Consider the following 11717-nt stretch of genomic DNA (forward strand, 5'->3'; position numbering starts at 1 on the left):
AGGCGACAAACGAAAGGCCAGGGCGAAAGGAGAAGCGTTTGGTTGCTCCTCGCGTCCCGACCACTTTGACCTACGCTCCGGCGGCAGCGACGATTTTCTTGGCGGCATCGGTGATGTCGACCGCGTTGATGATGTCGACATCCGATTCGGCCAACATTTTGCGGCCCTCTTCGACTTCGGTGCCTTCCAGCCGAACAACCAGCGGCACCTTAAATCCGACGACCTTGCTGGCCTCGATGATGGCCGATGCGATCGTGGTGCAGCGGGCGATACCGCCGAAGATGTTGACCAAGACGCCTTTGCAGTTCGGATCCGACAGCAGGATCTGGAACGCTTCGGTCACTTGTTCGGCATTCGCGCCACCACCGACGTCCAAGAAGTTGGCCGGTTGGCCGCCGTGGTACTTGATGATATCCATTGTCGACATCGCCAGTCCGGCACCGTTGACCAAGCAACCGATGTTGCCTTCCAGCTTGACATAGCTGAGGCCCGACTTACTGGCCCGCACTTCGCTGGGCTCTTCTTCGGACAGGTCGCGGTATTCCAACAACTCTTTATGGCGGAACAGTGCGTTGGAATCGAAATCGATCTTCGCGTCCAAGGCGATCATTTGTCCGTCGCCGGTGATGACCAGCGGGTTGATTTCCGCCATCGAACAATCGTAGTCGACAAAAAAACGACAGATCGCGGGCAGGAACTTCGAAGCTGCCTTCGCCGCTGTTCCTTCGATCTTCAGTTTCTTGCAAAGCTTGCGAACTTGATAGCCTTCCAGCCCGACGGCCGGGTCGAAGTGTTCTTTGAAAATCAGTTCGGGAGTGTGCTCAGCGACCTCTTCGATTTCGACGCCGCCCTCGGTGCTGGCCATCAGAACTGGCTTCATCGTGGCCCGGTCGACAACGATGCCCAAGTACAGTTCGCGAGCAATATCGCAGCCGGCTTCGACGAAGACCTGGTTGACGAGTTTGCCTTCGGCGCCGGTTTGGATCGTGACCAATGTCTTGCCCAGCAAGCCGTTGGCGGCTGCGCGAACTTCGTCGGCGCTCTTGCAAACCACGACGCCGCGTTGATTCGGATCCTCTTTCGTCGTTCCCTTGCCGCGTCCGCCGGCGTGGATTTGCGATTTAACGACCGCAATTTTCCCGCCCAGTTTTTCGTAGGCCGCGACGGCTTCGTCGGCCGTTTTGGCGACGATGCCATCCAGAACCGGCACGCCGGATTTGCGGAACAGTTCTTTGCCTTGATATTCGTGAATCTTCATCGGTTTTGGCTTGGCTGTTTTTGATTGGGCTGGTTTGGGTCGGCTTGGAAGCCGTATCGAGAACGTGATTGACGCAGCTTGTCAGACGCTAAACTGCGACATCAAACTCTCAAAACTTCGACTCCGGAAATATAAGCGTCCGGGTTCGCGTCAGGAACCACAGGCACACGATGACAATTGTCGACCAAGCGGATGCGAATCCCCGCCCGATGCTGATTCGATTGGACCCCAGCGACAATGTGGCCGTGGCGACGTCCGCGATTGCGGCAAGTCAAAGGGAAACGCTTGGCGGTCGAGAAGTCGTGATCAGAACGTCGATTCCGGCGGGCCACAAAGTCGCGACCTTGCCCATCTCGTCCGGCGATCCGGTGATCAAGTACGGCCAACCCATTGGTATGGCGACCCGCGACATCGGTTTGGGGGACCACGTTCATTCCCACAACTTGACCGACCATCACGTCGTATCCGACGATCTGTCGACGATTTCGCCTCCGCCTCCGCTGCCCAAACAGTCGCGATCGTTCGACGGATTCCACCGGCCCGATGGTCGCGTCGGGACGCGCAACTACGTCATGTTGCTATCGACGGTGAATTGCAGTGCGACAGTCTGTCACAAAGTGGTCGCTCGATTTACGCCCGAGCGCATGAAGCGTTGGCCGGGCGTTGATGGTGTCTTTGCGGCAACTCACACCACCGGTTGCGCGATGCAGTATGACGGCATTAAGCACCAAATGCTGGGGCGTGTCTTGGCCGGATACGCGGGGCACCCCAACGTCGGCGGCGTGTTGGTGATCGGGCTGGGTTGCGAACAAACCACTGCGGGATACCTGGCCGAACATCACGGCGTCGTTTCCTTGTACGCCCCCGGCGGTAAGAAACTGACTCGCGACGCGGGGGTCCCGATATTGACGATGCAAACCGAAGGCGGCACGCGGGCGACGATCGAAAAAGCAGACGCACTGATGGTCGAAGTCCTCGACCGGGCCAATCGGTTCACCCGTTCGCCCGCCGATGCGTCGAAGTTGACACTGGGGGTCGAGTGCGGCGGAAGCGACGGTTACTCGGGTTTGACGGCGAATCCAGCCGTGGGCGTGGTTTCGGACCGGATCGTCGCGTGTGGCGGCACGAGTGTGATTTCGGAAACGACGGAATTGTACGGCGCCGAACACTTGCTGGTCCGTCGCAGTCGCTCGGCAGCGGTCGCCCAAAAACTGCTGGATCGGATTCAGTGGTGGAAGGACCACGTCGCGATGTACGGTGGCCAGATCGACAACAACCCGTCGGTCGGCAACAAGGCGGGCGGATTGACGACGATCACGGAAAAGTCGCTGGGCGCGGTATCCAAAAGTGGCTCGACTGCGATGGAGGCCGTTTACGAATATGCCGAGCCGATCACGTCGACAGGACTGGTCGTGATGGACACGCCAGGGTTTGATCCGGCCAGCGTCACGGGCAAGGTTGCCGGTGGGGCGAACTTAGTCCTATTCACCACCGGACGGGGCAGTTGTTTTGGGTGCAAACCGACGCCGGTCGTCAAGATCGCAACAAATACACCGATGTTCGATGCGATGCGTGAAGATATGGACCTGGACGCAGGGACGGTGATGACGGGCGAAGACCTGCAATCGGCCGGCGATCGTTTTTTCGAATTCACTCTGGAAGTCGCCAGCGGTCGAAAGACGGCCAGCGAGATACTTGACGTCGGCGATCACGAGTTTATCCCCTGGACGGTTGGGCCAACGCTCTAGTAAGCGACGCCGTTGCGAGCCAGGGCGCATCAGTTTTTGAAACTGGGTGGCTCAGATTGTCGCGGATTGCCCCGCAATCCAACGTGTTCCAGGTGTTGGATCGGCGGAGCGATCCACAACGATCGTTGCCTAAGTTGTGAAACGGATTTGCCCTGTCGTCGCGGGCGCACCGTCGTCTCTGTTAAACTACGCTGATTGCTGGTTTCTGCCCTTTCCCACGTCGGACCTTCCCGCCATGCGTCTTTTCGTTCGCTCTTTCATTGCTGCCTCCCTTTGTCTTACCGCGCTGGCCGTTGGCGGTTTGAAGGTTGGCGATCCGCCCGGGCAACAGATGCAAACGTTTGCCGAGTCGTTTGTGTCGTCGCTTGATGCCGACCAGAAGGCGAAAGCGATCATGCCCTATGACTCGCCTGCTCGCATTGATTGGCACTTCATACCGAAGAAGTCTCGCAAGGGATTGATGATCAAGGAAATGAATACGGCCCAACAAACGGCCGCTTTGAGACTGGTTCGCGCAGCACTTAGCGAAATGGGTTACGACAAAGCCAACAAGATCATGATGAACGAGAGCGTGCTGCGAGAACTCGAAGGCGACAATCGCACTTGGGATCGTGATTCGGGAATGTACTACGTCACCTTGTTTGGTGAGCCCAAGAATGAAGGCGTGTGGGGCATGAGTTTTGAAGGCCACCACCTTTCGCTGAACTTCGTTTGCCGCGACGGCAAGATGGTCGATAGCACGCCGCAGTTTTTTGCAACCAACCCCGCTACGATCATGGACGAAGTGTCGGGACCGCTGGGCAAGGGAACTCGAATCCTGAAGCAGGAAGAAGACTTGGCATTCGCATTGATCAACTCGCTTTCGGGGGACACGCTCGGCACCGCGATGATCGCCGATGAAGCACCCAAGGAAATCCGTTTTGCCGGCGAAGGTCAGCCGAAAGTTGGCAAGCCTGAGGGCATCCCAATGTCTGATTTGGACGCCTCCGGAAAGAAACTGTTGCAAGATTTGGTCAGTGTCTACATCGATGCCGTTGCCGATGACATCGCTAAACAACGCCGCGAATTGATCGAGCAAGCCGGGTGGGACAACGTTTATTTCGCCTGGGCCGGCGCGACGAAGCCGGGTATCGGCCATTACTATCGTGTCCGCGGCAACAACTTCCTGATCGAATTCGTCAACACACAACCCGACGCGTCGGGCAACCCGGCCAACCACATCCACGCCGTGTGGCGAGACCTGACGGGCGACTTCGATTTGCCGATCGAATAGAGTTGCACAGTTCAACTTCTTTCGCACCGAGGCGCTGTCCCCCATGTTCTCGTTCTTCAAACACTTTCGTGAACGTTGGAACGATTGGTGCGGCGACCGAGACATGGAGATGGCGATCCGTCGTCATTTGAATGAGAACGGTTTTTTCGGCCAATCGGCGAAGCTGAAAAACGTGCGTTGCGTCGCCGTCCAACGGCCCGGCTGGCTGCAGGTGTTTCGTTTCGAAGCCGTTGTACGTTTGAGAACTGAAACGCCGGACGATCAACCCGATCCGGAACCAGAATACCGGACCGTTTTTGGGCTGGTCCGCGATGATATTCGCCACAAAATCAGCACCGTGCGAGTATTCGACGACGAAGGCGAGCGGAGCGAATTGTTCGGTCGATGGAGCGAAGACCTGATCCGGCTTCGCGGTGCTCACGGGTTGTAACGGCGCTGGTTGATCGAGCCGATTGCGATAGAATTCAGTCCACCGCAGATTCTTTCCCGCCATGGATGAAACATGCTCTGTTCAATTGCCCACCGCGCTGTCGTTTCGCTCGCCTTTCTCGTTTTCGGTTCCACGCTCTTGCAAGCTGAGGCTCCGGATGTGGCCGCGATCAGTGGCAATGAGGCACTGCTGCTGAGTGGGACACGTCAAATTACGTTTGAAGGCCGCCGTGCTGGCGAAGGATACTTCAGCGCTGATGGTAACCGAATGGTCTTTCAAAGCGAACGCGATCCGGCCAATCCGTTCTATCAAATCTACGTGACGGATTTGGAAACCGGCGACATCGAAATTGTGTCGCCCGGTTTCGGGAAAACCACGTGCGCGTGGATCCATCCCCAAGGCGATCGCATCCTGTTCGCTAGCACACTGGACGATCCCGATGCAAAGACAAAACAAACGGATGAACTGGAGTTGCGGGCCACCGGAAAAGAACGTCGGTATTCTTGGGATTACGATCCGGCCTACGAGTTGTATGCAAAAGACTTGGCGTCGGGAATGTTCACTCGCTTGACCGACACAAAAGGATACGACGCAGAAGCCAGCTACAGCCCCAGTGGTAAGCAAATCGTGTTCGCGTCGAACCGCTGCGCTTACGAAAGAGAATTGTCCGACCGCGAAAAACAGTTGTTCGAAATCGATCCGGCATCAATGATCGATCTGTACATCATGGACGCCGACGGAGCGAATGTCCGCCGTTTGACGGATGTCGCCGGGTACGACGGCGGGCCGTTCTTTTCGCCCGATGGCCAACGAATTTGTTGGCGCCGATTTAGCGAGGATGGCGTCACGGCCGAGGTCTACACGATGAAGACCGACGGGACCGATGTGAAACGGTTGACGGAGATCGGTGCGATGAGTTGGGCGCCGTACTTTCACCCCAGCGGCGACTACTTGATCTTCACCACCAACAAGCACGGCTTCGGCAATTTCGAACTGTACCTCGTCCGCGCCGACGGCAAAGGCCAGCCCGTTCGTGTGACGGACACCGATGGCTTTGATGGGCTTCCCGTGTTCTTGCCCGATGGTGACCGATTGTCGTGGACATCGAATCGAACCAAGTCGAAACAGTCGCAAATTTTCCTGGCGGATTGGGACGATGCCAAGGCACGGCAATTGCTGGATTTGACCGACGCCGAAAGCGAAGATCGCACCGCTGCGCTGGCATCAGCCGAATCGTCATCCCCAGATTTTTCGCCCGCCGACGTGATGCGCCATGTCGACTATCTGACTCGCCCCGAACTGGGTGGCCGATTGACGGGCACCGAAGGCGAGCGTCGGGCGACGGCCTATGTTGCTGCTTATCTGGAAAGCCTGGGGTTGGAACCGGCCGGCGAAAATGGAACGTTTTTTCAATCGTTTGATTTTCCGGCCGGTTCGACGCTGGGTAAAAACAACTCGATGACGACGGGTGATCAAACGCTCGTGCTGAATCAAGACTGGGTCCCATTGTCGTTCTCGGCGGACGGTGAAATCGGAGAAGCTGCCATCGTCTTCGCGGGGTACGGTCTGCAGGTTCCCGGCGGCGAAGGCGTCGACGAGTACGACAGCTATGTGCATTTGAATGTTGCAGGCCAGTGGGTGTTGGTGTTCCGTGATCTTCCGCAAGAGATCACACCCGAGCAGCGGCAACAAATGGCTCGGTATAGTTCGCCACGGCGTAAAGCCACAGTCGCTCGTGACCTGGGCGCGAAGGGGATTATCTTCGCCGCCGGGCCGACCAGCAAAGTGCGAAACGAACTGATTCGTTTTGATGCCGACGCGTCTCAGGCTGGCGTTTCGATCGGTGCCCTTTCGGTCACCAACGAAGTCGCGGCAAAGTGGTTGGCCGAGACGGATCAGGACTTGGCAAAAATTCAATCCGAACTGGACGACGGATCGCTCGCGATGGGTTTTCCCGTCGAAGGCGCGAAGGCAAACGCGAGCGTCGACATCGATCGCAAGCGTGGCACAGGACGAAACGTATTGGCTCGCATGAACGCTGGCGAACAAGCCGATGCATCGCAGCCCGTTGTGATCGTGGGCGCCCATGTCGACCACTTGGGTAAGGGCGGAAGCAGCAACTCGCTAGCCAAAGACGACGAACGTGATGGGATTCACGTCGGTGCCGATGACAATGCTTCGGGCGTGGCGGCGATGCTTGAAATCGCTCAGTATTTGGCAGCGGAGAAGAAGGCCGGGCGGTTGAAAGCGAAGCGTGACTTGGTGATCGCCGGTTGGAGCGGCGAAGAACTTGGTTTGTTCGGTTCCCAAGCATTCGTCGAAGCCTACGGCACGCTTTACCCCGACGCGCCGAAAACAGTCGTCGATCCGGATTACGCGGCCGCCGCAGCCGCGCACGGGATGACCACGGACGCCGCGCCGTTGACCGCCGCCGTAGCAGCCTATTTGAACTTGGACATGGTTGGACGACTTCGCGAAAAACTGGTCATCCAAGGGCTGGGATCGTCACCAGGATTTGATGCCGAAGTCCAGCGGCGTAACGTGCCGGTGGGTTTAGAGTTGACGTTGGACAAGACGAGCACTCGATTGCCCACCGATGCGTCAGCGTTTGTGGCCCGCGATGTGCCGATTTTATCGGCCTTTACGGGGGCTCACGAGGACTACCATACGCCGCGTGATACGCCAGACAAATTGAACTACGAAGGTGCAGCCAAGATCAGCCGTTTGTTTGCGCTGTTGGCTCGCGGTTTTTTAACCGCTGCCGAGCCGCCGAAGTTCGAACTGGCTGAGGGCGAAGCGTCGGAGAAGGACGTGCCCCGTGCGAACTTGACGGCATATCTAGGGACGATTCCCGACTACGTTGCGGGCGACGTGAAGGGTCTGAAGCTGAGCGGTGTCGCCGGCGAAGGCCCCGCGGCCAAGGCGGGCTTGAAGGGCGGCGACGTGATCATCGAACTTTCCGGCCGAAAAATCGAAGACATCTACGATTACACCTACGCGATCGAGGCTCTAAAAATCGGTGAAGAGGTGGAAATCGTAGTTCGTCGGGGACAGGACGACGTAAAGTTGATGGTAACGCCCACCGCACGCGATTGAGAATCAAGTTGCATCGGAAATGACGGCTCCGGCCGGCACTTGGTCCGACAGTTGCATCAGTAGGTGACCTTAGCGTTCGCTGCCGTTTTGGCGGACGACGTTTTTCGCAAACAAATGATGAGAACTCACAAAGATGATCATGTATCTGCTGTTTTTGGCTCCAGCAATGTTGCTGGGCCTTTACGCTCAGTGGAAGGTGAAATCTTCATTCACGGCAATGAGCCAAATCCCCGCGAGAATGTCGGGCGCCGAAGCAGCGCGTCGGATGCTCGATAACGGCGGACTACAATCGGTCGGAATCGAGCAGGTTCCCGGGCAACTGAGCGACCACTACGATCCGCGTTCCAAAGTGCTGCGATTGAGTGGCGACGTTTACAACGGTCGATCGATGGCTGCGCTGGGCGTGGCTTGTCACGAGGCCGGGCATGCGTTCCAAGATGCGAAGGGTTACCTTCCGTTGGTTGTTCGCAATGCAGCGGTGCCAGCCGCCAACTTTGGGTCGGGAATCAGCGGCATTTTATTGATGGCCGGATTCGTGATGGGGGCCAAGCCGTTGATTTTGATCGGCGTGCTGTTTTTCTCGGCGGTCGTATTCTTCCAACTGGTGAATTTGCCCGTCGAATTTGACGCGAGCGCGCGAGCGAAGCACGAGTTGGTCGCTCAAGGCATGATCGCCGGGAATGAAGAACACTACGTCGGCAAGGTTCTAAACGCTGCGGCGTTGACCTATGTGGCTGCGACGCTGCAATCGGTGATGACGCTGGCTTACTACCTGTTCGTGATTTTCGGAAATCAACGCGACGACTAACCAACCGCGTGACCGTTACCAGCCGAACTGGAACCAGGTTTCCATCCAGTTTCGGCTGGGAAAACTTCTGCGTTGACGGGGAACTGGGCGAAAGCTTCAAAAGATAGGCTTCCTTTTCCTCCGCAAGCACGGTCCTTCCCGATGTCCAGCATTCCTGCGCCGGTACGCCAACTTCTTCAGGCTCGTGACCAAGCAACGGCCCAGAAGATCGACATGGCCGTTACGAAGAAAGCACTTGATACGCAAAAAGCGACCGGCGACGCGATCATTTCGATGCTCGAACAAACGGTCAACGTGCAGAAGCAGATCGCCAAAGGTCACCTGGACGTTAAGGTCTAAGGATCCATCAAGGCGATCATCGCCTCAACCGTTCTAGCGGTAGAACGATCCCGACGTGTTGGGAGTTTCGGAACCGCTTGGGTATCCACCCGTCTTGCTCGTGCTGCCGGGCATATAGCTGCTGCCGCCTGTGCTGGCCGGTGCATAGCCCATCGATGAAGACGCTGCAGGTGCCGCGATCTCACTTGCCGTGCTGGCCGTCGAGAATGATGGCCCCGCCGAGTCAGGCATGCTAAATGACGGCGACGATGACGCGGTACTGGTAGCCGGCGTGATCGACGCAGCGGCCGGTGATGTTCCCAATGGCAGTGCAAAACCGCCTGACGACGGCGAAGTCAACGATGACGATGTCACACTTGACGGGACCTTCGTGGGTGCAGGTGGTGGCGAAGTGTAACTGGTCGATGGTGCGGCCACTTTCGAAGTCGCTGCGACGCTGCCGGGCAAACCATAGCTGGTCTGTTTCGGTGTAGAGCTGGCCGCCGGCGGGGTGCCCCCCGTCTTCGGTGTGAAGGTGCTCTTTCCAAACGTGTACCCAGACGGCGCGCTGGAATCTGACGGCATCGTCGGTAAGGCCGCAGAGTTCGCGGCGTTCGCAGTCGGCGGTACGTAGGACGCGCCGCTGTAGATGCCGTTGGCTTGGGCTGCGGCCAAGTTGGTTGACGGGCCCGTCGCGGATGAAGCGGGCGTCGCGTACCCAGGTGTCAGGTTATAGCCGGCAACTTGTGCGTTGACGGAACCAGGTTTCTTCAGCGGAGATGGTGTCGCCGTCCCGCCAGCAATCGATGCAATCGCCTCGGGCGTCGCCGACGCACTGGGTGGTGACGGATACGTTCGCGTCGGGCCGGTGCCGGCGAGCGCCTCGGCCGATGGTTCACCTCGCCGGGCGAACATGTTCATGCCAGGCATGCTTCGGCAACCGGTGGACGCCAGCGTTGCGGCAATGCAAGTGGACAACAAAAGTCGGCGAGTTGTAATGTGCTTCAGCATCCCTGCTTACCTTCGGCTCTACTATTCAAACGGCATCGTGATGGTTCGAACTCGCCAATCCATTGACGAGTTGCGAAAACGCTTGTCGCTGTCTTCAACGCTTTAATCGGCATTCCCGACCCAGATTGCCAAGAAATTTTTCCGATTCCGTCTGACCGTAAAACGTCCGCAGTGCGGGTGTCAATGTCAGCTTGTGCACTTTTCACTTGGCGACGTTTCCCGACGCCGCGTGAAACTCTAAACGCTCATTTCCATCGCCGTGCCCATCGTTTGACCGGGGGCGGGCAAGTTACTGCTGCCTTCCAAGTAGATGTCGATCGCACGCGCGGCACCGCGGCCTTCGTTGATCGCCCAGACCACCAAACTTTGGCCGCGGCGACAGTCACCAGCGGCAAAAACGCCGTCGATGTTCGTCGTGTACTTACCGTGGACTGCTTGGAAATTGCTACGTGGATCGACTTCCAATCCCAGCGACTCGGCAACGTATTGTTCCGGTCCCAAGAAGCCCATCGCCAAAAGAATCAACTGTGCCGGCCAATCCTTCTCGCTGCCGGCGACTTCGGACATCGCCCAACCGCCTTCGCTGTTTTTGGTCCAAGCGACCTGAACGGTTTTGATACCACGCAAATTCCCGTTCTCGTCTTTCAAGAATTCCTTGCTCAGGATTTGGTACTCGCGCGGGTCACGTCCGAACTTCTCGGAAGCTTCTTCGTGGCCATAGTCGACGCGGAAGACACGTGGCCATTGTGGCCACGGATTGTCGGGTGCTCGGTCTTCGGGCGGCTTGGGTAGCAATTCAAAATTGACCAAGCTGCGACAACCGTGACGGATCGACGTTCCGATACAGTCCGTGCCGGTATCACCACCGCCGATCACGATCACGTCTTTGCCTTCGGCGCTGATGAACCCATCGCCTAGCGAATCGCCGTGGACGGCCTGGGCCGTGTTGGCGGTCAAGAAATCCATGGCTGGATAAACGCCCACGGCGTCGCGATTGGGAATCGGCAAATCACGCGGTTTCGTTGCACCGCAAGCCAACAAGACGGCGTCAAAATCTTTTTGCAAGTCTTTGGGCGAGATGTCTTTGCCGATGTTCACCCCCGTTTTGAACGTGATGCCCTCGGTCGTCATCTTGTCGATGCGGCGCTGGATCGCTTGCTTGGACAACTTCATATTCGGAATGCCGTACTGCAGCAGTCCGCCGATTCGGTCGGCTCGTTCAAAGACGGTGACCTTGTGACCGGCGCGATTGAGTTGGTCCGCCGCAGACAAACCCGCCGGTCCGCTGCCCACGATCGCAACGGTTTTTCCAGTGCGCGTTTCGGGCGGTTCCGGCACGATCCATCCCTCTTCCCAAGCTCGATCGACGATCGCATTTTCGATGTTCTTGATCGTCACCGGCGGATTGGTGATGCCAAGCACGCACGCGCCTTCGCACGGCGCCGGGCAAACCCGTCCGGTGAACTCCGGGAAGTTGTTGGTCTTGTGCAACCGTTCGATCGCTTCTTTCCAACGGTTGTTGTAAACCAGGTCGTTCCACTCGGGGATCAAGTTATCGATCGGACATCCGGTCGTCGATTGACAGAACGGGACACCACAATCCATACACCGAGCGCCTTGCTCTTTGAGTTGTTCGAGCTTCGGTTCGGTGTAGATTTCGTCATAGTCGTTGATGCGAACGACTGGTAAACGCCACGGCACTTTTTTACGGTCAAATTCTTTGAATCCGGTTGGCTTGCCCATCGTTGGCCTCTTTCGTTGATGTGTTTTTGATT

Annotated in this window: 9 protein-coding genes; 6 read left to right on the forward strand and 3 right to left on the reverse strand. The window is 57.5% G+C overall.

What is annotated here, in order from left to right; all coding sequences use genetic code 11:
- Nucleotides 1–70 precede the first annotated feature (70 nt).
- Nucleotides 71–1258: an ADP-forming succinate--CoA ligase subunit beta gene (gene sucC, locus Poly51_RS15910; protein ID WP_146458779.1), complete on the reverse strand. Its 1188-nt coding sequence runs from the start codon at nucleotides 1256–1258 to the stop codon at nucleotides 71–73.
- 170 nt (nucleotides 1259–1428) lie between these two features.
- Between sucC and Poly51_RS15915 the strand changes: the two genes are divergently transcribed.
- The 6 genes from Poly51_RS15915 to Poly51_RS15940 all read left to right on the forward strand — a co-directional run bounded on the left by Poly51_RS15915 (nucleotide 1429) and on the right by Poly51_RS15940 (nucleotide 8952).
- The gene (locus Poly51_RS15915) at nucleotides 1429–3006 is read left to right on the forward strand and encodes a UxaA family hydrolase (protein ID WP_146458780.1); all 1578 of its coding nucleotides are present in this window, start codon (nucleotides 1429–1431) and stop codon (nucleotides 3004–3006) included.
- Nucleotides 3007–3241: 235 nt separating this feature from the next.
- A complete protein-coding gene (locus Poly51_RS15920; RefSeq protein WP_146458781.1) occupies nucleotides 3242–4279 on the forward strand; it encodes a DUF3500 domain-containing protein in 1038 nt (345 codons plus the stop codon).
- Nucleotides 4280–4322: 43 nt separating this feature from the next.
- Complete coding sequence (locus Poly51_RS15925) at nucleotides 4323–4709, forward strand: hypothetical protein (RefSeq protein ID WP_146458782.1); 387 nt, start codon at nucleotides 4323–4325, stop codon at nucleotides 4707–4709.
- Nucleotides 4710–4781: 72 nt separating this feature from the next.
- Nucleotides 4782–7805, forward strand: a complete 3024-nt coding sequence (locus tag Poly51_RS15930) for a M28 family peptidase (protein ID WP_146458783.1) — start codon at nucleotides 4782–4784, stop codon at nucleotides 7803–7805.
- A 133-nt stretch (nucleotides 7806–7938) separates the two neighbouring features.
- Nucleotides 7939–8613 carry a zinc metallopeptidase gene (locus Poly51_RS15935; protein WP_186775595.1) on the forward strand — a complete coding sequence of 225 codons (675 nt, stop codon included), beginning with the start codon at nucleotides 7939–7941 and terminating at the stop codon, nucleotides 8611–8613.
- 141 nt (nucleotides 8614–8754) lie between these two features.
- Nucleotides 8755–8952: a YjfB family protein gene (locus Poly51_RS15940; protein WP_146458784.1), complete on the forward strand. Its 198-nt coding sequence runs from the start codon at nucleotides 8755–8757 to the stop codon at nucleotides 8950–8952.
- A 33-nt stretch (nucleotides 8953–8985) separates the two neighbouring features.
- On the opposite strand, the gene Poly51_RS15945 is transcribed toward Poly51_RS15940, so the two are convergent.
- The gene (locus Poly51_RS15945; RefSeq protein WP_146458785.1) at nucleotides 8986–9942 is read right to left on the reverse strand and encodes a hypothetical protein; all 957 of its coding nucleotides are present in this window, start codon (nucleotides 9940–9942) and stop codon (nucleotides 8986–8988) included.
- Between the two features lie 237 nt (nucleotides 9943–10179).
- Nucleotides 10180–11685 carry a glutamate synthase subunit beta gene (locus Poly51_RS15950; protein ID WP_146458786.1) on the reverse strand — a complete coding sequence of 502 codons (1506 nt, stop codon included), beginning with the start codon at nucleotides 11683–11685 and terminating at the stop codon, nucleotides 10180–10182.
- Nucleotides 11686–11717 lie beyond the last annotated feature (32 nt).

The sequence above is a fragment of the Rubripirellula tenax genome (genome assembly GCF_007860125.1).
GTDB classification, from domain to species: domain Bacteria; phylum Planctomycetota; class Planctomycetia; order Pirellulales; family Pirellulaceae; genus Rubripirellula; species Rubripirellula tenax.